This is a genomic window from Pseudomonadota bacterium (genome assembly GCA_018817425.1).
Lineage (GTDB): Bacteria > Desulfobacterota > Desulfobacteria > Desulfobacterales > RPRI01 > RPRI01.
Genome location: JAHITX010000050.1, coordinates 1 through 24,141 on the forward strand (window position 1 = coordinate 1; position 24,141 = coordinate 24,141).

Sequence of the window (24,141 nt, forward strand, 5' to 3'; positions counted from 1 at the left end):
CTTTCAGGCTCAATAATTTAAGTGGGTTATGTGGCATGCAAACTTGACCAATTACTGGCAAAGTTTATAACTGGCTGAATTTAATCAATTGTTTTTTTTAAATATAATTTGATTTATTCTTCTTCGCGAATGTCGGGTTAAGCGGCCGGTTAAATAGTTTTGCCAACTCAACACCCCAACCGGTTCCCCCCTTGACAGTATTGTCCGCCTGTATCCACCCTACAGCAATAACATGGTAACCGCTATTGACCATGTGGAAAATGGACTGGATTACTTGTCGGATCTTATCCGTCTTGGAGTAATTGCGTTTCATCAGTTTCGATACAATTTCCATACTGATATCGCCCTTTTGCAGCTCTTCCCGGGTCAGAAGGAGTATACCCCGGGTTCGTTCGGTATCATGCCCTTCAAAAGATATATTCACCTCTTTCATGTGCCATGCTTCGGCAAGTTTGCCGAATTCCGCCTCAGTTCCCTTGTGGCCACCGCTGAACATCGTAATTTTTGAAATGTCTTTCATTTTATTATCTCCTGAGTTATTGAGCCGTTGTGCGATTATGTAAAAAAACACCCCGCCGCGGATCGGCAGGGTGAGCAAGTAAGCTAATGCAGCTTTTCCTGATTACAACCCTGGCCGTCAATTTATTTTCAAACAAAATAGCTCTGATTTTTATGCCCTCAATATATTGGTATCATATCAAGGCCAATTGGTTTTTTCAACCACCCGTTGATGAGATACCGGTAAGCTGGGGCGAAATGGCCCCTATGCTTTCCCCCTTCTCCTGGATTGGTCTTGGTTAGAAGATTGTGGGAAGCGCGATCCTGATCGTGGTGGCTTTTTCCCCGTCTTATCGTTTCTCCTTCCGGAACGAGGTTTCGATTCCGGTTCCGATTTTTTAACAGAACCTGTAGTTTTCGCTTTACGGTTTTTCGCTTTCTGTTTTGAAGCTTCTCTTCTTGCGACTATTTCTTTTATTTCCTTGTCTGCCTTTTTTTCGCTGGACGGGTTGTTGGGACGATAGAGAACATAATCCGGAACATCGCTGTCTTCTGTATAGCCGTTCACTTTTTCCACCGGAATTTTCTGCTTCAGCAATTTTTCAATGGCCTGAAGATGAGGCTTTTCTTCGTGACTGACCAGAGAGACGGCAATTCCGCTTACACCCGCACGGCCGGTTCGACCGATGCGATGAATATAATCCTCGGGAATGCCGGGCAAATCGTAATTGACCACATAGGGCAAATTGATTATGTCCAAGCCCCTTGCTGCCACATCTGTTGCCACAAGTATGCGAATCTCACCGTTCTTGAACTCTTCGAGGGTACGTGTACGGAAAGACTGGCTCTTGTTGCCGTGCAGGGCAGCTACGCTGATTCCTTGTGCAGCAAGTTTCTCCGTGAGTTTATTTGCCCCATGTATTGTGCGTGTAAAAACCAGTATCCGGCTCAAGCTGCCCCTGCTGATCAGGTGGATAAGAAGGTCCCGTTTATTTGATCGTTCCACCAGGTGAACCTTCTGGACAACCGATTCTGCCGCCGTATTGCTGGGCGTCACCTCGATATATTCCGGCTCAAGCAGCATTCTTCCGGCAAGATTCCGGATCTCCTGGGTGTAGGTGGCGGAAAACAACATGGTCCTGCGTTTAACCGGAACAAGATCAAGGATAGCAGAAATCTCCTCACTGAATCCCAAATCCAGCATTCTGTCCGCCTCGTCAAAAACCAGAAACTCTATCCGGGAAAGATTCAAATGCCTCTGGCCGGCAAGATCCAACAGGCGGCCCGGTGTGGCCACAAGAATATCGATGCCGCGTTTCAATCTCCCGATCTGTGGACTGATGTTAACCCCCCCGTAAACCACGGTGCTACGCAAGGAAACTCTTCTTGCATAGGCCTTGATACTCTCTCCCACCTGAAGCGCCAGTTCGCGGGTGGGTGTCAAAACAAGTGCGCGGGGATGTCGCCCATTGCCGATCTTCCGACTCAGAATTTCAACCAATGGTAGTGCAAATGCATCTGTTTTTCCAGTTCCGGTCTGGGCCCGGGCAAGAATATCCCGTCCATCAATAATAACGGGAATGGCCTTGGTCTGAATCAGGGTTGGGGCTATGTAACCCCTGTCTTTAATAGCTTTAAGCAGTTCGACCCGAAGGCCAAGTTGATCAAATGACATATAATAATCCTACAATGGTCTCTCAAATTTTGTTATATTGCTTTTAAATCGATTTATTGAATTCTACATTTTCTAACAATAAATATCTACAACTTTATTATTATGAATGTATTTTGAGAGTGTTTTAAGTCAACAACGGAATTTAGCTCCAATCCTTCATACCTGAAAAAAAGGTTTCCATTCACTTCGAACAATGATATACATCAAACCTCTTTTAAACCACAGGTTTAATTCCTGTGGTTTTTTTTATTTAATGAAAAGGAAACAAAATAATAATGATTTGTGCTACCAACGTCACCCTCGCCTACGGCAAGAGGGTTTTGTTCAAAGATGTTAATATAAAATTTACACCGGGTAATTGTTATGGACTTATCGGCGCCAATGGCGCAGGAAAGTCCACATTTCTGAATATTCTTGCCGGGGATATCGAATCGGATTCGGGTACCGTTTCCGTGGGACCAAGGGAGCGGATCGCGGTTTTAAGGCAGGACCATTTTGCCTTTGACGAGGAGACGGTTTTAAACACTGTGATCATGGGCCATAAAAAGCTGTACGATATTTTAACCGAAAGAGATTCTCTTTATGCAAAGCCCGACTTCTCCGAAGAGGACGGAGTCAGGTCAAGTGAGCTTGAGAGCGAATTAGAAGAGATGAACGGCTATGAAGCAGAGTCTGAAGCGGCTGTTCTTCTAAAAAGTTTGGCAATTTCCGAAGAGATGCATCAAAAAAAGATGAAGGAACTTGAGGGCGGTGAAAAAATGCGGGTGCTTCTTGCCCAGGCTTTGTTCGGAAACCCGGATGTCCTGCTTTTAGATGAGCCTACCAACAACCTTGATATCAAGTCCATTGCCTGGCTTGAGGAATTTCTCTACAGGTTCAAAAACACCGTAATCGTGGTATCACACGATCGTTATTTCATGAACCAGGTGTGTACCCACATTGCAGATATCGATTTCGGCAAGATCTCGGTATACGTGGGAAACTATGATTTCTGGTATCAGGCCAGCCAGCTGAACCTGAAGCAGAAACATGCGGAAAACAAGAAGAGTACTGACCGGGCCAATGAACTGAAGGCTTTTATCCAGCGGTTCAGCTCTAATGCATCCAAATCTAAGCAGGCCACTTCCCGAAAGAAACTCCTGGAGAAACTAACCATTGAAGACATGCCGGTATCATCAAGAAAATACCCTTTTATTTGCTTCAAACCGGAACGCCCATGTGGTAACGTGATTCTTGAAGTTGACGGACTCACCAAGACTATCGATGGTGAAAAGGTACTTAACAACGTAAGTTTTACTGTGAGCAGCGGGGACAAGATCGCCTTTATGGGCGGAAACAGTCTGGCCAAGACCACCCTTTTCCAAATCCTGGCTGGGGAGATTAAAGCGGACAGTGGTACTTTCTGTTGGGGACTTACCATTACCCAATCCTATTTTCCCAAGGAACACAGTGCCTATTTCAACGGCGACCGGAGCCTTATCGAGTGGCTCCTGCAGTACGCTCCCCCCACTGAGGGTGAGAGCTTTGCCCGGACATTTTTGGGACGGATGCTTTTTTCCGGGGAAGAAGCTGTTAAAAAGATCAGCGTGCTCTCCGGTGGTGAAAAGGTTCGCTGCATGCTCTCACGGATGATGCTTTCCGAATCCAATGTTCTTATGCTGGATGAACCCACCAACCACCTTGACCTGGAATCGATCACATCTTTAAATAACAGCCTGCTTAATTTCCAGGAGGTAATTCTTTTCACCTCCCATGACCACGAGTTCTTGAATACTGTAGTAAACCGGATTATCGAGATCACCCCCGGCGGCATTATAGACAGGCTAATGACTTTCGATGAGTATATTGAAAGCACAGAAGTTGCTAAAACACGGGAAGCCATGATCTTAAAGGCCGCTTAAGCAAACGGTTTCAAAACCACCATAACTGGGCCTTTTAGTTGGCTGCTTAAAAAGTGACAGCATCGCATGTTTTATGTGCCATCATGCTTATCTCAACAATAGCGCCTTTTAAATCGTCCAGTTCTTCTTCTGTCGGATCTCTACGGTGATATTTCTCGATTGAACAAATAGATTGGATATTTTCGTATTGTAAAATTCGTTTTTTGAGTGTTTCGTCAATCGGCATCACTGTTTCAAGGGCAATAATAAGATCGATATAAGTATGATTCTGTGGCAAATCATGATGATAATCCAAGATAGCCATAACGTAGCCTTCTAAAGACATAGAGAGTAAATTGTATCTTATACCTGCACCAAAACGGCTTTTTTTACTTTTGGGTGTTGCCGCCTTTAAGTATTGATCACCATTTTTCAGCCATGTTTGCCAGTTTAGAGAATGTGTATTCATGGTTCATTGCCTCTTTAATTTATGTAATAAAAATCTTTATAAAGGGTTTCTATCCCTTCTGTAATTTCATCCGCTGCATTGGTTTCCACATGCAGTCATCTCCAAACTCCGGGAGAGCAGATACCACCACAGCTTGAATTCCTTGATCTGATCCGCATCTTCCTCTTCCTGACATTGGGTCAACCTGTGGTGGAAGGCTTCGTCAAAATCGTGGGCGGAAAACTCAAGCTTTTCATCGCCCAGGGCATTTTGGAGTTCCGATGGGTTTGTTGCGGAATTTAAGCGATTTCGCAATGCGCTGTCTTTAAGTCCCCGTTCAATAAATGTCAGGGCGTTTCCTATGGTCATGTCGCCTCCTTTATATGCGATTTTTCACCCTTTTTGATATGCTATAGTATTTAATGAGCAAAAAGGATGCCAGCGGTCAGATTGGATTAGCGAGTCGTCATCAATAGATAAAATAATGCGGTATATAATTGTTATTAATTATTATTCTAAAACAAAAGATGAAGGAGATAATCATTTCCGGGGCTCGAAGCAAAATACATTAATGTCATTTTCTGGTAATTGACATACGTTTATGTAATATAATCGGCACCAGGTTAGGATCGAGGGGGCTTTTTAATTCTAAAAGGCTAATACAAGGAACGGCCGCAACTCCTAATTGGTAAGATAGCTAACCGGGGTTACCGTTGTCATAGAGTCCGCCCATATTTAGTTGACGATGTCAGCTATGAGGACTATTTATAGATGACATTGTCAGCTAATATCAGGAATTGGAAATCATTGCCAAGATTAAGAGAAACCTGCGATGAAAAACACTGTTGTACCAGGAAAACAAAAATATCTTAAAGGCAAAGGGATGCTTGTCATGCTTGCCTTTATCAGTGTTTTTCCTCCTATATCAACGGATCTTTACCTGCCCGCTTTGCCGCAAATGATGGAAGTGTTGAAAACATCACAGGTTCTTGTAAATCTAACGCTAAGCTTGTTCTTTGTTTTTTTTGCAATCGGCATTCTTTTTTGGGGGCCTTTAAGTGAGAAATACGGCCGAAAACCTATTCTGATAATCGGGTTGGTAATGTATTCCGGAGCCAGCATTCTATGCGCTCTGGCGCAAAACATTAACCAACTGATCTTTTTCAGGGTTCTGCAAGCCTTTGGAGGAGGTGCTGCTACTGCGGTCGCAACTGCTATCGTAAAAGATATTTACAGTGGAAAAAAACGAGAGGATGCCATAGCCCTTGTGATGGCAATGGTTATTGTCGCGCCGGTCATAGCACCTATTTTGGGTGCATTGTTGCTTGAGTTCACGTCGTGGCGGGCAATTTTCTGGACCTTATCCGGTGTCGGCGGGCTTGCTATTGTTGCCACCGGACTGTTGCAGGAAACATTGGAAAAACAATACAACGGCTCTATCGTACAGTCATTGGGTCGTCTTTGGGTAGTTATAAAAAACCCCGGCTTTTCTTCTCTGCTGCTTACCTTTTCTTTATCACCTATTGCAATGTTGGCATTTATTGCAGCTTCGTCATATATTTATATTCAAGGTTTTGGATTAAATGAGCGCTCTTTTAGTTTTTATTTTTCCCTGAATGCCATTTTTGCTATGTTCGGCCCCTTGTTATATATCCGGATATCAAAACTCTTTAAGTCACAAACCATAATCACTTCATGTTTTATAACATTGGCCATGAGCGGATTTATGGTAAGCGCTTGGGGACATACTTCTCCTTTATTGTTTGCCATTACAATGATTCCGGCAACCATGTCCATTACCGCTATGCGCCCGCCTTCAGCAAACCTCATGCTTGAACAACAAAAATATGACAGTGGATCGGCATCTTCATTGATTAATTTTTTCGGGATGGTGATGGGAAGCCTCGGTATGATGCTTATCTCCTTCAACTGGAAAGATCTGATTTCTACTTTGGGAATAATTCAGATCATAATCGGCATAGCCGGTGGTGGATTATGGTTGCTATTCAGGAATAAGCCTTTCATTCAGTTCACAGCATCAAAGGATGATCAGTGATTATGACATGATAAATGAGAATACAAATATCAGAGAGTTAAAATCTGTTTGAGTTTGCAGGCGAGAAATGCATAATAAAATTAACGTACCCATTACTTCACCAGAGATGCAAACAAATATTTTGATAATAATATTAATTTAATAGCATGGTTTTAAAGGAGAACATTTATGTCCATATATCTTGTACAACATGGCAAAAGCCTATCAAAGGATCAAGACCCCCAAAAGGGAATATCCGATCAGGGAAAAGAAGATTCAATAAGAATTGCACAGGTTGCAAAGATGTATAAAATTAATGTTTCCCGGATTCTGCACAGCGGTAAAAAAAGAGCTGAACAGACAGCAATGATTTTCCATGAGTATTTAGAACCCGAAAAAGCGATAGGAAAGCAGGATGGAATCGCCCCAATGGATGATGTGAAAATTTTTGCTCAAAATCTTAAAACCAAGTCTGATATTATGTATGTAGGGCATCTTCCTTTTATGGAAAAGCTGGTCTCCTACCTTGCAACAGGTTCAGAAGAATACATTGTTTTTAAATTCCAGAATTCCGGGATTGTATGCATGGAACAACACACAGGCGATATTACAGGCTGGAATATCAAATGGGCGTTGATGCCCAGGATCGACTAATTAATCGGCTCTTTCCTCGACGCCCCATAGCGTAACGTTCATCCGGTTAATCAAGGTGGTCGGAAGATTCGATTAAAAATGCATTAATATCTTCTTTTCTATAATTGAGTTTATAAGTTGCATACGTCTTTAATACTACCTATATCTGTTTTATGATATATGAGTATTTTGAGGATTAACATTTTACCCTGACGCAGTAATCGGACAATAGGGGGTGTTTATTCTAAGCTATCGACAATAAGGAGGCAATTTAATGACTGATAAAATTAAGTTTGTTAAACACATCCAGAAATCCGTTATCCATAATCCCATGATGAACAATGAACTTGATACCCAGGAAGTCGAAATCAGAAAAGACCCGCTGACTGGCGCCCAGAGTGTATTCAACCCAAGACTCGAAGATAAAGTAGCCATGTTTTACGGCAAAAGCGATCCTGTTTTAATAGAAAAAATGGCTAAAGAAAGCGAGGGTAGATGTTTTTTATGTGGAGACGCCTGGAAAGATATAACACCGAGCTATCCTGTAGATCTTGTTCCTAAAGGACGCATTCAAATTGGTGAGGCAGTGTTGTTTCCGAATATTTTTCCGGTTGCCCAGATTCATGCAGTTATCCGGGTGGGTAAAAAGCATTATGTGCCTTTGTCGGATTTTGAACCGGAAGCAGTCTTAGATGCTTTCCTGACAGCCTTAGAGCTGACAAAACTACTTTCAAAAGCACAGGCCGGCGTTAACTATCTGACGGTTAACGGAAACTACCTGGGGCCTGGGGGCGCAAGCATTGCGCATCCTCATTTCCAGATGGTGGGCGGGGATCTTCCATTTACCTATCTTGAAAAAATAATAGACTGTAGCAGGCGATACCTTAAAGAAAATAAAACCTGCTTTTGGACTGATCTTTTGGAATTGGAAAAGACAATCGGTAAACGATATATCGGTACAACCGGCCCGGTGGAGTGGGTGGCTTCTTTTTCACCTTCCGGGACTAATGAGGTTATCGGGGTGTTGCCGGAGCGATACCGTTTTTCAGAAATGGATAAATCCGATATTTTTGCCCTGGCCAGAGGTCTGGTTAATGTGCTGTGCGGATATGCTGATTTGGGGATTTCCACATTTAATTTTGCACTGTATTCAGGACCGCTTCAAGAGCGCGATTCAGCATTTAGGTGTTTTATACGAATTATTTCCCGGCAAAACGTTTATGAAAATTACCGCACGGATGATTATTTTCTGCAAAAACTTTTGGATAACGAATTAATTCTGACTCCACCGGAGATTCTAACGCAAAAGATGCAACAGCATTTTAGCCTGTAACATGTTAATATTACATCCATGTATTCCTGCGGTTAAAATTTACCCCCGCCTTGACCTTGACCAAACTGAAACGTTTTGAAAGTGGCTCATCTAATTGCCATTATGCTTTTTTATCGTCCCACAACTTACGAACCATATCAATTATAGTATGCCTTTGCTCTAGTGTAAGCGGGCAGAATGGAGAATTGTCAAAGGTTGTTTCCCTGTTTTCAACTATCAGCACCATCGCATCCTTGCTTAATGTATGCGTATGCCATGTAGATTTTTTAACATTGTAAATCTTAAATGACTGCATATCTTCAGCATGAAGATCCGTAATTGTTTTACTTCCGCTACCAACAATAAGTATGCAACGTCCGCGTAAAAGCACAAAAACCTCGTCTGTTTCATCATGCCGTTGCATAGCAACAAGGTTTTGCGGCAAGAGATCGTCACTGAAATTTAATATGGCAACCCGCCATTCACCATAATCAACAACAGGACTGTAACCTTCTTTCGTATAATCACAAATATCTAAAAGTTTTTCATGCCAGGCTCTCTTTTCTCCATTTATCATTGTTCCACCATAGTTTTTATTTGAATATGTATCCTGCATAATGATTTGCAAAATTTTATAGTTTTGCAACAAGTATTATTGGTTATTATATAATATTTATTATCAGTTATGTCTGATTAACAATTTAGTTGATTTGTAATTTTACATGACAAATAGTTTATTGACAATAATTCTTATTATTATATATTTACCTATCTCTTGGGGGAGGGAATATATGAAAGCCGGAACCGGATATTGCAATGAAAAAGATGCTTTTTTTTCAGGTGAAAAAATAGCCCAGCAGGCTGTTTACGAAGGAGATTTATATCATCCTGATTTTGCAATAGCATTTTGCCATGGCTTAATGGATCATTATGAATTTTATAATGGTCTAAGAAAAGTATTGGGCAATGATGTGCCGATAATCGGGGGGTCGGCAATAGGCATTATAACAAACAAGTCTTTGTCATATGAAGGATACCCATCCGGAGTTATTGTAATAGAATCAGGCAAAGCCGGATTTCAGATCGTATCGGAAACCGGATTAGAAAAAGATGAAAAAGAAACCGGCAAAAGATTTGCAGAAAAACTTTCTCAAGAAACAAATAATAAACTTTTATTCATTCTTTATGATTCTGTAAAAAACCCTGGTAACGGCAACGCCCCTCCAATTCTAAATGCTTCATCACTCTTAATCGAAGGTATTGAAGAAATTATCTCTCCTGACATACCAATTGTTGGAGCGGGTGTATTGGGAGATTATGACATTAAATCCACAAACCAGTTTTGCGGATTTAATGTTGAAACTCAAAGCATTGCCGGAATTATATTCAGCGGAGATTTTCAGCCCTATTACCGGATCATGCACGGCTGCGTTCCTTTAGATGGTGTTTATCATAGAATTACAAAAATGGAAGGTTCAACTATTTACGAGCTTGACAATAAGCCGATAGTTAAGATGATTGATGATATTTACGGCAATCAGGCCTGGCGTACTCAGAACCCTGTAAGTTTATTAACTATAGGGGTCAATCATGGGGGCAGATTTGAAGAACCGAAAGAATCCGATTATGTTAACAGGCTGATTATCGGTGCTTTGCCAAATGGAGAAGGTATATGTATTTTTGAACCGGATCTTAAAAACGGCACAGAAATACAATTTATGTTAAGAGATAGCGGGAAAATGATAGATTCCGCAAAAATAAATTCCAAACAATTGATGGACCAAATTGCTAAAGACAGAAGAAAACCTGTTGCAGGAATCTATATTGACTGTGCAGGACGGGCAGCCAATTATTTAAATATTTCAACCGAAGAAGCTTATGAAGTACAAAAGGTATTTAATGAATATAATACGCCCTTGTTGGGTTTTTATTCAGGTGTTGAAATCGCGCCTTTACTACAAAAAAGCAGGGGACTGGACTGGACCGGGGTTCTGCTGGTTTTAGCAGGGAATTAAAAAATGACCGAGGAAAACTTAAACTTACAAAAAAAATGCTCCGATCTTGAAAGACAATTGGAAGAAATTAAGAAGGAATCTTTATACTACAAGAAACTATCTGAAGAAACCGGCAAAAACCACCTAAGAGAAATAGATGAGCTCTCAAAACTTATTGAAGCCTATAAAGAATCTAGACAGACATTACAGGAAAGCGAAGAAAAATACAAATCTCTTATAGAATTGAGCCCTGATCCAATTGCTATTATACAAAATGAACAGCACCAATTAATAAATCCGGCATTTACAAAGCTTTTCGGGTTTACGCAGCTGGATATAGATCAAGGGATAAATATATTTGATAGTATTTGTGAGGAAGACAAAGCTGAAGCAAAAAAACAGTTGTTTGATTTATTCTCCGGGAAAACGGTAAAGTCACAAAAGCCTGTTTTTAATTATACGACTAAAGATGGGTCAATAATAATCTGTGAGACATCTTCTTCTATAGTAAATTTCAACGGAAATCCGGCTGTGATGTCATTTGTCCGAGATATTACAGAAATAGAAAAAGCCCGTGAAGAAAAAGGAATCCTTCAAAGAAAGCTTAGAGAATCCAGGAAAACTGAAACTATTGCTACCCTTGCCGGAGGCATTGCGCATGAGTTTAATAATGCATTATTTACAGTCTCAGGTAGTTTAGAACTTTTGCAGATGATTTTGCCTGATAAAGAAAATTATAGCAAATATACTGAAACAATAGCAAATTCTGTTCGTCGTATGGCAAGCTTAACAGAGAAACTGTTAGCCTATGCACAAGGCGGAAAATATCAGGCAAAACTTATATCTTTATGCAACTATATAGAAGAAACACTCACCTTTATAAAATCTTCGATCAATAAGTCTATAAAAATAGAAACAAGCTTACCTAAAGATATACCTGAAATAATGGCTGATATTACCCAAATGCAACTGGTTATATCGGCTATTATGACAAATTCATCTGAAGCCATTGAAGATGAAGGCTGTATCAGGATCAGTGTTAATGAAGTAAAAATAGATAAAAATTATATAAAAAAATATCCGCATGCTAAAGTCGGCAATCGTGTTTGCCTGACAATAGAAGATGATGGAAAAGGAATGGATGAGGAAGTTCTAAACAGAATATTTGATCCTTTTTTTTCGACAAAGTTTCAGGGCCGCGGGCTTGGAATGGCGGCAGTATATGGAATTATAAGAAATCATAACGGATGGCTGACGGTTGATTCAAAATCAGGAAAAGGAACAACGGTTCGTATTTATCTGCCGGTTGCTCAAACTCATATAAAGCAAACCGAACTACCTGAGGCAACAGTGCAGTCAGGCACCGGTACCATACTCATAGTTGAAGATGAAAAACCGGTTATATTATTATATAAGCAAATGTTGCAAAGACTTGGCTACAAAACAATAGAAGCCGAAACTGGTGGAGAAGCTATTGATATTATTAACCAACAGAAAGAAAATATCAGTTTGGTACTGCTTGATATAAGACTGCAGGATATGACGGGCAGTACTGTATTTTCTATAATAAAAAAAATAAACCCAGAGCAAAAAGTTATAGTATGTAGTGGTTATTCGATTGATGGTCCGGTTCAGAGAATTCTTGATGACGGTGCTAACGGATTTTTACAGAAGCCTTTTTCCTTTGCAATGCTATCTGAAAAAATTAAAGAGGTACTGGCTGAATGATGATAAAGGATCATCAAGTTTAAATATCAAATATATATAATGGTTCCTAACCTCAATTTTTTGCTTTGTTGTTTGATTGTTGGAATTTGCTTTGAAAGGTCTTATAGGATATCAAAGTGAACTTTTATAAAGCTTCTGGCCAAATATTCTAAATCTCCCACTGTTTTTTCTGCCCTCCGTCAGAAAAGCCAATCAGGCATATTTATGATATTTAGCATATTGTGCCGTATGCAATACAGCAATTACCGATATATCATGAGAATATTTTTTTATGTGTAGAAGCTTTCATATGAATATATCTATCTTGCTGATATGATTAGTATTGAAATATTGGCATGATTTAAGCATTGTTACTGTTAATATTCTCTTTAACCTATTGCCGTCTGATTATTTGTGGTCTTTAAAAAATATCTGACCTTAAAATGACAACTCCGCCGCTGTAAATGCTCCATCTGCAACAGCTCGGCTTTAGATGGATATTATGTTAAACTATCAGAAATATATAAAAGTCTATAGAGGGAGGGAACATGCTCAGGACTAGCTATTTGACTGTCATTTTGCTGCTTTTATGGAGCTGTTTCGCATCCGCTGCAGATCTTACCCTAAAGGAATGTTTTAAAAGGGCTGCACAAATGAATCCCACTCTTATGGTGGCAGCCCACAATAAAAATTTAGCCAAAGAAGATGTCAACATCGCCAGAAGCGGTTATCTTCCCCGCATTGATGTGCAGGGAGGTTACACATTACAGGATAACCCCCAGGCGTTTAAAGCTCTTGGCGGTTCCTTTGAAATTCAGGAAAAAGATTACAGCTCATTAAATCTGGTGCTTAACCAGACTATCTATGATTTTGGAAAAACATCTTCCGGATATAATAAATCAAAAGCAAGGGAAAAAGCCGTCGGATTCGATTACAAAGGAAAAGAGCAGGATGTATTTCTTCAGGTGGTAACAGCCTATTATGGAATCTGGGAAGCAAAAAAAATATTACAATCAGCAGATGAAGAAGTACTACAGATGACACAGCATCTTCAAATATCGAAAGATTTCTATGAACAGGGCGTATCAACTTTAAACGATTTTCTTCAGGCCGAAGTTAAACTCGCGGCAAGCAGACAACAACAGCTGGCCGCAGCAAACATATTGGAAAACAGATGGCTTCTTTTAAATTATCTTATAAATCAGGAACCATCATACAGACCTGAATTGGAAGACAGATTGGAACACATAGAAGATCTGCCTGCTCAAGGTATTGAAAAAGCAGTTGAGACAAGGCAGGAAATAAAAGCGATGAAAGAGATTGTGGAAGCGAGTAAATATGAGGTGCAAGACAGCAGAAGTAATTATGCCCCTCAAGTATTTATGCAGCTCGGATTTGACTATACGGAAAATGATAAAGCAAGGGAACAGTCGATTGCAATGGCTATGATCGGCTTGAAGATAAATATCTTCGATGGTTTGGCAACAACTTCCGGCTACCGGCGGGCTGTTGAGCAAAAAGCGCAAAACCAAAAGAAACTTCGCCTGTTAACAGAACAAATCAAATTAGAATATCGTACCGCCGCAAACGATGCTATGATAGCCAAAGAACGCATTAATGCTACGGAAAAAGCCATTGAACAAGGAGAAGAAAACCTGCGTATCACAAAAGACCGTTACCAGGAACTTGTAGGTACTGCAACGGATGTAATTGATGCTCAAACGCTTCTGACCCAGGTCAGAACGGATAATTATCGTGCTAAATTTGATTACCAGGTGGCTAATGCAAGAGTTAAAAGAGCAATGGGTGAGCTTTAAAATAAAGTGTTAAATGAGGAGGCCGGCAATGGGAGAAGGTAAAGTGAAAATATCGGGACGGAAGCTTATATTGCCTGCGGTCATTTTCTGCTTTATTTTAGGAATTGTTGCAATATACATGTCTGTTATCAGCGAAGGAAAGGTTCCCAGGGGCTTTCTGCGTTTGCATGGTTGGGTTGAAGGCACGGAGGTTAGCTTAAGTTCCAAGGTAAGGGGGCAGGTAATCCAGCTACAGGCTGAGGAAGGGTCGGAAGTGCATTCCGGTCAGCTTATTGCAAAGATCGACGCGGAACAGATAAAGGCACAGATTGCCAATGCGGACGCTGAAGTAGCGAAGGCGCAGGAAGCGTTGCGGAGGGCAGGTGATGATATTATGGTTTTGGAAAGCAGGATCAGCGGGGCAAAAATTGCTTTAGAACTTGTCAGAAAACAATCTGCCGCCATGATTGAACAGGCTGAAGCGGAATTCGAAAAAGCAGAAAAGGACTATAATCGTTTCTTATCTCTGGCAGAAAAAAAGTCGATAGCACAAAACAGGATGGATGATATTAAAAAAAAATATTTTGTATCGAAGGCAGGGCTGTCTCTGGCAAAGTCTTCTCTAACAGATATCATGCTTAAAGAAAATAATGTGCTAACTTTAGAAAGAGAACTTGCCACGGCAAAAAGGGCCGAGAATATGTCTGGATCAACTTTAAACGGTGTCTTGGCCAAAAAGAAAGAAATCGGAACCCTCCTTGATGATACGTATGTTTATAGTCCGGTTAAAGGCACGGTGATCGACAAGGCAATTGAACTAGGCGAAAATGTGGTGCCAGGAACACCCTTGGTGGTTGTGGTTGATCTTAAAAATCTCTATGTCAAAACATATGTTGAACAAAGGGATATCGGCAAAATCAAGCTGGGTGATGAAGCGCGCATATCCGTTGATTCCTTTCCGGACAAACACTTTCCCGGTAAGGTTATCCTTGTAGCTCCCAAAGCGGAATTTACACCAAGAGACGTTCAAATGAATGAAAACCGTTCCACTATGGTTTACAAGATAAAAGTCGATATTTCCAATCCCCAGGGTATTCTCAAACCGGGCATGCCGGCTGATGTAGACTTAAGGTGGGATAAGAACCGTCCATGGAATTAACAGGGTTAAAAGACTATGCCGTGCTGGTTGAGTCTTTAACAAAGAAATTCGGCCGGGTCACAGCGGTTGATGATCTTAATCTAAAAGTTAAGCGTGGGGAGATATTCGGTCTTTTAGGTTCAGACGGTGCAGGCAAAACCACAACTTTGCAGATGCTTTGCGGAATCCTGGCACCGAGCTCCGGCCTTATGTTCGTGGATAATTTCAACGTAGAAGTGGAACCTGATGGGGTTCGTTCCGCTATTGGGTATATGTCCCAGGATTTTACCCTCTATCTTGATATGACAGTAGAGGAAAATATCGATTTTATGGCGGACCTGCGCGGTGTACCCGAAGCCGACCGGCAACGCCAAAAGGAACGGCTGCTTCTCTTTTCCCGTATGGAGCCTTTTCGGCATCGCCGGGCGGCCGAACTGTCAGGAGGAATGAAAAAGAAGCTGGCGTTAAGCTGTGCCCTGATCCACCTTCCTTCGGTGTTGATCCTTGATGAACCGACCACGGCTGTTGACCCTCTGTCCCGTACCGAACTCTGGAAGATACTTTATGAATTCATCGACCAGGGCATTACTGTAATTATTTCTACGCCTTATATGGATGAAGCTGAGCGTTGCCACCGGGTTGCCCTGATGCAGGAAGGTAAGGTGATTGCCTGCGATACTCCTGCAAATCTGAAGAAACAGATTAAACGGAAGGTCTGCACCATTAAGACGGACATGATAAACCGGGCTTGCCGTGTATTAAGAGACGAATTGTCAACACCGGTTCAGATATATGGTGATTGTATCCGTTTGTTTCTTGATACGCCTGAAAAAGACCTGGCGATTATAGAGGCTGGCCTTATTGCGCGCGGGATCATGGTCGAGGATTATTTTGAAACAACACCCACCATGGACGATGTTTTTGTCTCATTGCTGCAGGAGCAAGATAAGCAAAGGCCTAAAAAAGACTGGGTGCCATTTGCTTGCCCCGGGGAGAGTGGTGGCAGTTCCATTGCGGTTTTCTCTCTTATAAAAAAATTTGGTAATTTTACCGCAGTAAACGATGTAAATTTCGAGGTGGCAAGGGGCACAGTTTTTGGTCTTCTGGGTCCTAACGGTGCCGGGAAAACAACCGTGATCAAGATTCTATGCGGATTGACACCTCCTACTTCCGGCAGGGCAGAAGTAGGGGGTTTTGATATTGCTACTAACCCGCGCCAGGTGAAAAAGAGCATAGGATACATGTCACAGCTCTTTTCTCTTTATCCTGATCTTACGGTAGGCCAGAATCTGGATTTTTATGGAAGCGTTTATGGATTGGGCGGAAAGGAAAAAAGAAAAAAGAAAGATTGGGTTGTTGATTTTGCAGGCCTGCAGGGAAAGGAGAAATACCTGACAAGCGAGTTGGCAGGTGGCTGGAAACAAAAGCTTGCCCTGGGCTGTGCAATTATGCACCAACCGGCGGTGCTATTTTTGGATGAACCGACTTCAGGGGTAGATCCGATAGCCCGCCTGGAATTCTGGGATATAATTTATAGACTTTCGGAAGAAGGAATAACCACAATCGTGACTACCCATTTCATGGATGAGGCAGAACGTTGTAATATTATTGGCTTGATGAACGGAGGAAATCTCGTGGCGCTGGGTACTCCACATCAATTAAAGCAAGACCTGGCCGTCGATTTTTATGAAATAGAGGCCCCGCCCCCGGTTCTGGAATCAAGCCGCCGGCTGGCTGAGCTTGCCTTCGTACGCCAGACCACCTTATTTGGAGACAAGATTCATATTCTGACGGATAAGCAAGATAATGAGCTTAGTCTGGAGCATCTGCTGGCGGCAGGGATAATGGTAGAAAAGATAAACAGGATCCAACCTTCTATGGAAGATGTTTTTATCTATCATGTGCTGGATGACAGGGAGCAATAACAATGGCGTCCATGAAAAGAATAACGACAGTAATGAAGGCGGAATTTCGCCATATTATCCGTGACCCCATAAGCCTTATCCTTGCCCTTTTTATGCCCATGTTTTTGCTCTTTTTGTCCGGTTATTCCATCTGCTTTGAATTAAAAAATATGCCTGTCGCGGTTTTCGATATGGATCAGAGCCGGGAGAGTCGAAATTATATAAAAGTGATCGATAACACCCCATTTTTTCATATCAAACATTACCTGACCAGTTATGAGCAGGCAAAAAATTCATTGTCCAGGGGCGAAACCAAATGCGCCGTCATCATCCCTGCCGATTTTTCGCGCAGGATCAAAAAGGATATTCCTGCCAACATCCAGATATTGGTCGATGGCTCGGAATTTACCAGCGCCCAGTACATCATTAATTACTTAAGCGCTATCAACGCTTTACATTCAGAGGAAATTGTAGCCTCTTTTCTTAAAAAGCGGGGAATTGTCACAGACCTTGAGCCCATCGTTCTTACCACGCGATTTTGGTATAACCAATCGCTTCGTGGGCTTACTTTCATCATTACCGGTGCTTTCAGCCTGTCCATTATGGGCATAGTTCCCATGTTATCCGCTCTGGCTATTGTCAGGGAAAAAGAATCGGGTTCTATCCAGCAGATATTCGTTTCACCCATCCATTCTTATGAATACATCATAGGCAAGATGGCTCCTTATGTAATCCTTCTGACCTTAGATTTTTATTTTTTGGTTGTTTTTGGACTATGGTGGTTTGAGCTTCCCTTGAGGGGGAGCACATTTATCCTTGCATTAGCGACTTTTCTTATGACCTTTGCTACGGTAGCAATTGGTTTCTTTATTTCCACATTGACCAGGAGCCAGCTTACAGCACTTTTAATAGGCATTATTTTTACCCTGATGCCGGCTTTTATTTTTGCCGACGCCATCGCGCCTGTCGCAAACAGTCCTACCGGATGGCAGTTTTATTCCTGCCTTTTCCCGGCAAGGTTTTACACCGGCATATGCCGGGCGCAGATTCTGAAAGGTTCGGGCATTTTAAGCTACTGGGAAGATGCCCTGGCACTTGTGATCTATTGCATTGTCATCTTCGGGCTTAGCGCATGGCGGGTAAAAAACAAGCAGATTTAAAGGAGAGATTTATCTTGGACAGGATTTGGGGATTGATTAAAAAGGAATATATACATTTCTATCGTGATCCGGTAGCGATGAGTTTGATTCTTTATTTTTATACAGCCTGTATAATCCTCTGTGGGTACTGCTTCTTCTTTGATGCCAAGCACATGTCTACCGTTGTCTATGATATGAATCGCACTGCTGCCAGCCGTGATGTCATTGAAAAATTCCTATCCACCGAATATTTTGATCTGGATAGCTATGCTGCTTCCATGGCAGACGTCAAAAGCAGACTCGATAGCAGTAAGGCAAGCGTGGCGTTAATTATTCCTCCCGAGTTTACCCGTGATTTAGCAAGAGGAAAACCCGCTTACATACAATTCATCGGCGATGGCAGCGACGCCAACCAGGCCGGGCAGGGGGGTGGTTTTGCCAAACGAATCATCGGCGAATTAAACCGGGATATCATAATGAACCGCTTAAATAATAGGGGGATAACTGTTTCCCATATACCCGGCATAGATCTTAAGATAAGGGCTCTTTTTAATCAGGAGTTAAAGAGCCTTTACTATATTGTGATATTTCATGTTGCTACGGCAGGTCTGATCTCAGGAATAATTCTTTGCTCCACAGCTGTTGTGAGGGAGAAAGAACGTGGCACTATCGATCAGATTTTAGTTACTCCCACCCGTTCCTGGGAATTATTGATAGCAAAAACCGTGGCTCCTCTTACAATCGGTTTGATTTCCTCTGTTTTTTCTTTTCTTGTTGTCTTTTGGTTTAATGTGCCCATGAGAGGAAACCCTCTGACTTTCTTCATTTTTATGGCCTTTTTTCTGGTCAGCTCCGCTGGGATCGGCATCATGATCGGCAGTGTCTGTAATAATATGCTGCAAGCTATACTTTTGTCGGTTGCATCGACCTTTCCCAGCCTTTTTTTAAGTGGTGTCATTACGCCTTTCGAAAATCTGTCACCATTTTTGCAGAAGGTAAGCCTTTGTCTGCCCTTTACACATTTTATGGTCGCAGCAAACGCTATCTTTCAGAAGGGTAATGGCTTTGATGTTCTTTGGCCTCAGGCTTTAATACTCATTGGAATGGGAGCAGGATTTTTGTCTATCGGATGTTTTTTGACCTGGAGGCAATGGAAACAGTAGGCCTTTATGATACAATTGTTTAGAAGTAAATATCTTTTAAGAATTTTATTTATCTTCATTATCTTCATAGCTCTCTATATTTACAATGAATATATTTCTACAGATTATCGCAACTCGAAAGATACTCAGATGCGTATGGCTGTTGTAGAAACTTTAGGCGGGCCGGCTATCCCGATAATCGCTCAATGCTGTACCTCAAGAAATCTTACAGAAGGCATATATGCCCGCCGCAGCGACTTGCCGGGTGGATTCTGTTTTCATTCCGACTGTGATGTGGTTGCAACACCTGGGTTAAGCTATGAAAAGGTGTTTACCCTGAAGGTTATAAAGCAATGAATAATATGGTCAAACACATAAACCTTTTGTTGATGGCATATCAAAATATTATCCGCTACAGAGGAAAATCTCTTGCTATATTAATTCCTTTAATTCTGGTTATGGCTACTGCTTCTTTTATGATGTTTACAAGAGGCGGCTTTGCAAAAGATGCGCAAACAGCTAAAAATTTTCTTCCTGATATAACCGTTCAGGCAATAGAAGCCGGGCGGGTGGGGAAAATATCCTTGGAAATTAAAACTAAGATTGAAAAAATACCCCATGTAAAGAAGGTTATTGCCAGGATATGGGGGTATCTTCCCTTAAAGATAGGATCAGTTGACACAGCCTATACCCTTATGGGTCTGGATCTTGACAACCTGTCGTACAGCTCTAAATTGCCATGGACAATTGAAAAAGGCGCTTTTCTTGTAGCCGGTGATCGCCGTAAGGCTGTACTGGGTTCCGGAGTAGCATTAAGTTTTAACGCCGATGTTGGAGACAAACTTCAAATCGAAGATACTCTGGGTAATAAGGGCGAATTTGAGGTGGTTGGAATTTTTAACAACACAGTACAAATTTACAGTACAGACCTGATCATTGTATCTATAGATGATGCTAAAGAATTTTTCAACTATGACAAAGATGAGGCATCCGATCTTCTTGTATATGCGGATAATCAGCAAAACGCCGATTTGATCGCAGGGGAAATTGTTGGCCGTTTTAGAAATACAAGAGTATTAACGGGTAAGGCGCTTACCAATCTGGTAAAGGAGGCTTTTGGACGCCGGGGAGGAACTTTTCAGGCGATGTGGCTGATACTGCTTGTAACCATACTACTTTTGGTCTGGGCGCAATCAGCGCACATAAGTGTAGATATGAGTAAAGAAATTGGAATACTAAAAGCTGTAGGGTGGCAGACAGGAGAAATCATTGAGATGAAAATGATGGAATCCCTTATTCTTGGTATAGGAGGAACGTCCGCCGGAATTCTTGCCGGGTTTGTTTACGCTCTGATGGGTACACCGGGAATATCAGGCTACTGTTTAGGTTGCGCCAGTATTTATCCAAAATTTCCTGTTCCTGTAAACTGTGATTTTATGTCCGTTTCGCTTCTTTTTATTCTGGGAGTACTACCCCTAACGGCAATAAGCGCAATCCCTGCATGGCTGGCCGGGGTTGTCGACCCGGATGATACGATAAGGAAATAATGAACTGAAAATCCGGGGGCAGAGAAAAATTTAGAGACGCAAGATTTTGCGTCTCTAAAGGATTGTAGGGGCGGGTTCACAACCCGCCCGGATGTCAGACGGTGGAAGCGATCGGCAGGTCCCCACAAAGGTTATTGAAATTCCAAGGTGAAAATTCGCTTATGATCAAGTTTGATAATGTAACAAAAAACTACCGCTCAGGAAAGGTTAAAATCAAAGCCCTTGATAATGTTTCTCTTGAAATAAAACAGGGGGAATTTGTCGTGCTAAACGGCCCTTCAGGCTCAGGCAAGACAACTTTTTTAAACATAACCGGCTGTTTAACAAGACTTTCAAGCGGGCGGCTCTTTCTGGCAGACCGTGAGATATCGCATTTTCCGGATCATTTTTTATCAGCTATAAGAAGAGAAAAATTCGGTTTCATTTTTCAGCAATTCAACTTAATTTCCGGATACACTACCTGGGAAAATGTTTCCATTCCCCTTTTACCAATGGGATTTTCTGAAAAAGACAGAAAAGCAAAAGCCATAAAATTGCTTGAAGACTTAAATCTTGAGACCAGAGCGGATTTTTTCGCAAATGAATTAAGCGGCGGTGAGCAGCAGCGGGCAGCAATTGCCCGGGCACTGATTAATAATCCTGAAATTATTTTAGCAGATGAGCCTCTTTCCAATATAGATATTGAAAATGCCGGAATAGTAATAGATGTTTTGGAAAAACTGAAAAAAAAAGGGATAACAATAATTATATCTTTTCATGATTCACAACCGCAAATTGCAAAATTAATTGACCGAATAATTTATTTTGATTCCGGCAAAATATCTTCACAAAAATAATAGCGCTAATGGCTTATGATTATAAACAATTTTATAATTACTTATCTCGTATGTTCATTTACCTCTATCTTCATTGGACTTGTTGCTGCATTTAACGGATTTTATGTCTGGAAAAAATGGGACATCAACAGCCATGCGGATGAACAATATCTTTTGGAAAAAAGGGTTTATCTTCTTATTACCATATTATCCATAGGATTTTCCATAAGGCTCCTGATGGTACCCTTATGGTTTTACAGTCTGCATAGCATGATAATTTCGATTCCCGGAGCTATGTGTCTTGTGGGAGTGCATAATGTCAATGCTCCCTTATCATATATTGCAAGCACTCTTAAACTGGTTCTTCCGGCCTTATACGGGTATTGGTTAATCTTAAACTTTTTAGACCGTCAGGCAGAATCCCAGCCTTTTATGAAACAAAAACTGCTATTTATCGCGCCTCTGGGAATCTTAATAATTCTGGAAACTATTTTCGATATTTCATTTTTCTTTTCCAATCCCCCCCGTCAGGTGTCTTGCTGCACATCTCTTTTTGACATTCCAAGGCAAAACATTCCTTTAATAGTATCACAACCTACATGGACGTGGCTTATCCTGTTTTATATACTTATGCTGTTTATTATTTTGGGAATAATTTATTTTTTTATTGCTCAGAATAAAAGTAAAAATTCCGGTCGCAACTGGTGGTTTGGCAAAAAAACGGTTATGCTTTGTGAAACCTTTTTGGCAACATCCGCCTTTGTTGTATATATTCTTGCATTGCACACTAAAATAAGCCCGTTGTTTCTCAAACTTCCTTTTCATCATTGTATATTTTGTCTTGGCCAAAAAGTATGGGATGCGCTGCTTTCTTTCATTATGATATTTGTTGGGCTTTCACTTTTTATAATATATTTCTGGGTTGTTTGTTCAAAAAACTACAGACATGTTAACTCCACCTTAAGTAAAAAAATGGTTAAATTATTAAAATGGTCTGGTTATTTGATAGCCGGAGGTCTGGCCATTCTCTCAATTCATTTGGTTTTGGCTATTTAGAACAACGGATAAACAATATGATGTTCATGGGGGTATTATGATGAAGAAATTAATATTTTATTTAACGATATGTATGATTTTTTGTATTTCCATGCCAGGGCTTTTATTAGCGCAAGATGATGTTCAAAAACACAAATCATGCAAATACTGTAGTATGGACAGGGAAAAGTTTGCCCATAGCAGGATTTTTATTGAATACGACGATGGTACAACGGAAGGAACATGCAGCCTCCATTGTGCCGCTATTGACTTTGCAATAAACATAGATAAGTCGCCTGAAACAATTTGGGTTGGAGATTATAATTCAAAAAATCTTATAGATGCACAAAAAGCTTTCTGGGTAATCGGCGGAAGCAAAACCGGTGTTATGACTAAAAGAGCAAAATGGGCATTCATATATGAAGAAGACGCAAAAAAATTTATTAAAGAAAATGGTGGAAAGCCAGCCACATTCGATGAAGCAATAAAAGCTGTATATGAAGATATGTATCAGGATACAAAAATGGTACGGAAGATGAGAAAGTTAAAGAAAATGATCAAACAGTAAGGAGTAATATATGAAAATTAAAACTATCATGGCTTTGATTATTGTAATTATTCTTTTTCCGGTTATTTTTGTTCAGGCATCTGAACGTTGTATCATGTGCGGTATGGATGCTTTAAAAAGTGAAACGAAATTTATAATCGAGATCACCGAAGGCAAAAAAGAGATTTCTGCCGGCAAATATTCTTTATGCTGTTTACATTGCCTGGTTATTTTAAAGGCAAGAATACCTGGAGGTAAAATCGGTTCAATTCTTGCCCGTGATTATGACACTGTTACGGGACAATATGACAGCGGAAAAATGATTGATGCAAAAAACGCTTTTTACCTTGTGGAAAGCAATGCACGTCCAAAAGGATCAATGGTTCCGTTTATGTTGATTTTTTCATCTGAAAGCACAGCAGAAAAATATAAAAAAGTATACGGCGGTAAAATATTTAACTGGACAGATATTTGGAAATATACAGAATCTATCCAGTAATATAATTTTTCTTGACTTTGCCGGACAAATAACCGAGAACAAAAAAATTCTATACAGCCTACTGAAAAACAGTGTTTATTAAACTGGTTGCTTGAATATGTAAAATATACCTTATTAATAAGTAAACAGATTTGTAAATCAAAAAAACAACCTGAAAGGAGAGGAAATTATGTCAAAATATGATGTAATAGTAGCAGGAGGGGGCCATAACGGATTAATGGCCGGGTCTTATCTTGCGAAAGCAGGGCTTAATGTTTGTGTAGTTGAGCATCAGGATATGCTCGGAGGCGGAGTTCAGACCAGAGAGATGACACTGCCAGGTTTCAAACATGATGTATGTTCTACATGGCATGGTTTTATTTGCCCGAATCCTGTATTAAAGGATGATGAGCTTGAA

23 protein-coding genes are annotated in these 24,141 nt (G+C 40.9%); 18 read left to right on the forward strand and 5 right to left on the reverse strand.

The window, feature by feature from the left end; all coding sequences use genetic code 11:
- Positions 1-97 precede the first annotated feature (97 nt).
- Together KKC46_09255 and KKC46_09260 are read right to left on the reverse strand one after the other, a co-directional pair.
- A complete protein-coding gene (locus KKC46_09255) occupies positions 98-520 on the reverse strand; it encodes a hypothetical protein (GenBank protein MBU1054002.1) in 423 nt (140 codons plus the stop codon).
- Positions 521-763: 243 nt separating this feature from the next.
- Positions 764-2,173 (reverse strand): DEAD/DEAH box helicase, encoded by a 1,410-nt coding sequence (locus KKC46_09260; GenBank protein ID MBU1054003.1) that lies wholly within the window; start codon positions 2,171-2,173, stop codon positions 764-766.
- Positions 2,174-2,448: 275 nt separating this feature from the next.
- On the opposite strand from KKC46_09260, the gene KKC46_09265 reads away from it, so the two are divergent.
- Positions 2,449-4,074 carry an ATP-binding cassette domain-containing protein gene (locus tag KKC46_09265; GenBank protein ID MBU1054004.1) on the forward strand — a complete coding sequence of 542 codons (1,626 nt, stop codon included), beginning with the start codon at positions 2,449-2,451 and terminating at the stop codon, positions 4,072-4,074.
- A gap of 46 nt (positions 4,075-4,120) precedes the next feature.
- Here KKC46_09265 and KKC46_09270 read toward each other — a convergent pair whose 3' ends face one another.
- Together KKC46_09270 and KKC46_09275 are read right to left on the reverse strand one after the other, a co-directional pair.
- Positions 4,121-4,522: a hypothetical protein gene (locus tag KKC46_09270; GenBank protein MBU1054005.1), complete on the reverse strand. Its 402-nt coding sequence runs from the start codon at positions 4,520-4,522 to the stop codon at positions 4,121-4,123.
- 66 nt (positions 4,523-4,588) lie between these two features.
- Entirely contained in the window at positions 4,589-4,870 is a 282-nt protein-coding gene (locus tag KKC46_09275; GenBank protein MBU1054006.1) for a hypothetical protein, read from the reverse strand.
- 463 nt (positions 4,871-5,333) lie between these two features.
- Here KKC46_09275 and KKC46_09280 point away from each other — a divergent pair, with 463 nt between their 5' ends.
- From KKC46_09280 to KKC46_09290, 3 genes are all read left to right on the forward strand, one after another.
- Complete coding sequence (locus tag KKC46_09280) at positions 5,334-6,557, forward strand: multidrug effflux MFS transporter (GenBank protein MBU1054007.1); 1,224 nt, start codon at positions 5,334-5,336, stop codon at positions 6,555-6,557.
- Between the two features lie 168 nt (positions 6,558-6,725).
- Positions 6,726-7,190: a phosphohistidine phosphatase SixA gene (sixA, locus tag KKC46_09285; protein ID MBU1054008.1), complete on the forward strand. Its 465-nt coding sequence runs from the start codon at positions 6,726-6,728 to the stop codon at positions 7,188-7,190.
- A 253-nt stretch (positions 7,191-7,443) separates the two neighbouring features.
- Positions 7,444-8,502 (forward strand): hypothetical protein, encoded by a 1,059-nt coding sequence (locus KKC46_09290; GenBank protein MBU1054009.1) that lies wholly within the window; start codon positions 7,444-7,446, stop codon positions 8,500-8,502.
- Positions 8,503-8,602: 100 nt separating this feature from the next.
- Here the strand turns inward: KKC46_09290 and KKC46_09295 are convergent, their stop codons facing one another.
- Positions 8,603-9,058: a hypothetical protein gene (locus KKC46_09295; GenBank protein MBU1054010.1), complete on the reverse strand. Its 456-nt coding sequence runs from the start codon at positions 9,056-9,058 to the stop codon at positions 8,603-8,605.
- 214 nt (positions 9,059-9,272) lie between these two features.
- Between KKC46_09295 and KKC46_09300 the strand changes: the two genes are divergently transcribed.
- From KKC46_09300 to KKC46_09365, 14 genes are all read left to right on the forward strand, one after another.
- Complete coding sequence (locus tag KKC46_09300; GenBank protein ID MBU1054011.1) at positions 9,273-10,496, forward strand: FIST C-terminal domain-containing protein; 1,224 nt, start codon at positions 9,273-9,275, stop codon at positions 10,494-10,496.
- Positions 10,497-10,499: 3 nt separating this feature from the next.
- Entirely contained in the window at positions 10,500-12,203 is a 1,704-nt protein-coding gene (locus tag KKC46_09305) for a response regulator (protein ID MBU1054012.1), read from the forward strand.
- Positions 12,204-12,730: 527 nt separating this feature from the next.
- The gene (locus KKC46_09310; protein ID MBU1054013.1) at positions 12,731-13,999 is read left to right on the forward strand and encodes a TolC family protein; all 1,269 of its coding nucleotides are present in this window, start codon (positions 12,731-12,733) and stop codon (positions 13,997-13,999) included.
- 28 nt (positions 14,000-14,027) lie between these two features.
- Positions 14,028-15,137, forward strand: coding sequence for an efflux RND transporter periplasmic adaptor subunit (locus tag KKC46_09315; GenBank protein ID MBU1054014.1), 1,110 nt, complete (start codon positions 14,028-14,030; stop codon positions 15,135-15,137).
- Complete coding sequence (locus tag KKC46_09320; GenBank protein ID MBU1054015.1) at positions 15,128-17,041, forward strand: ATP-binding cassette domain-containing protein; 1,914 nt, start codon at positions 15,128-15,130, stop codon at positions 17,039-17,041. Before KKC46_09315 ends, KKC46_09320 begins: the two co-directional genes overlap by 10 nt.
- A gap of 2 nt (positions 17,042-17,043) precedes the next feature.
- On the forward strand, positions 17,044-18,180 hold the full coding sequence (locus KKC46_09325) for an ABC transporter permease (protein MBU1054016.1): 1,137 nt from the start codon (positions 17,044-17,046) through the stop codon (positions 18,178-18,180).
- A gap of 14 nt (positions 18,181-18,194) precedes the next feature.
- Complete coding sequence (locus tag KKC46_09330) at positions 18,195-19,322, forward strand: ABC transporter permease (GenBank protein MBU1054017.1); 1,128 nt, start codon at positions 18,195-18,197, stop codon at positions 19,320-19,322.
- Between the two features lie 6 nt (positions 19,323-19,328).
- Positions 19,329-19,658 (forward strand): hypothetical protein, encoded by a 330-nt coding sequence (locus KKC46_09335; protein ID MBU1054018.1) that lies wholly within the window; start codon positions 19,329-19,331, stop codon positions 19,656-19,658.
- Positions 19,655-20,848: an FtsX-like permease family protein gene (locus KKC46_09340; GenBank protein ID MBU1054019.1), complete on the forward strand. Its 1,194-nt coding sequence runs from the start codon at positions 19,655-19,657 to the stop codon at positions 20,846-20,848. The genes KKC46_09335 and KKC46_09340 overlap by 4 nt, the downstream gene beginning before the upstream one ends.
- A 161-nt stretch (positions 20,849-21,009) precedes the next feature.
- Positions 21,010-21,684, forward strand: coding sequence for an ABC transporter ATP-binding protein (locus KKC46_09345; GenBank protein MBU1054020.1), 675 nt, complete (start codon positions 21,010-21,012; stop codon positions 21,682-21,684).
- 15 nt (positions 21,685-21,699) lie between these two features.
- A complete protein-coding gene (locus KKC46_09350) occupies positions 21,700-22,719 on the forward strand; it encodes a hypothetical protein (GenBank protein MBU1054021.1) in 1,020 nt (339 codons plus the stop codon).
- A gap of 40 nt (positions 22,720-22,759) precedes the next feature.
- A complete protein-coding gene (locus tag KKC46_09355; GenBank protein ID MBU1054022.1) occupies positions 22,760-23,266 on the forward strand; it encodes a nitrous oxide reductase accessory protein NosL in 507 nt (168 codons plus the stop codon).
- Between the two features lie 10 nt (positions 23,267-23,276).
- Entirely contained in the window at positions 23,277-23,744 is a 468-nt protein-coding gene (locus tag KKC46_09360; GenBank protein ID MBU1054023.1) for a nitrous oxide reductase accessory protein NosL, read from the forward strand.
- A gap of 169 nt (positions 23,745-23,913) precedes the next feature.
- Positions 23,914-24,141, forward strand: a 228-nt coding sequence (locus KKC46_09365) for an NAD(P)-binding protein (GenBank protein ID MBU1054024.1), incomplete at its 3' end; no start/stop codon positions are given.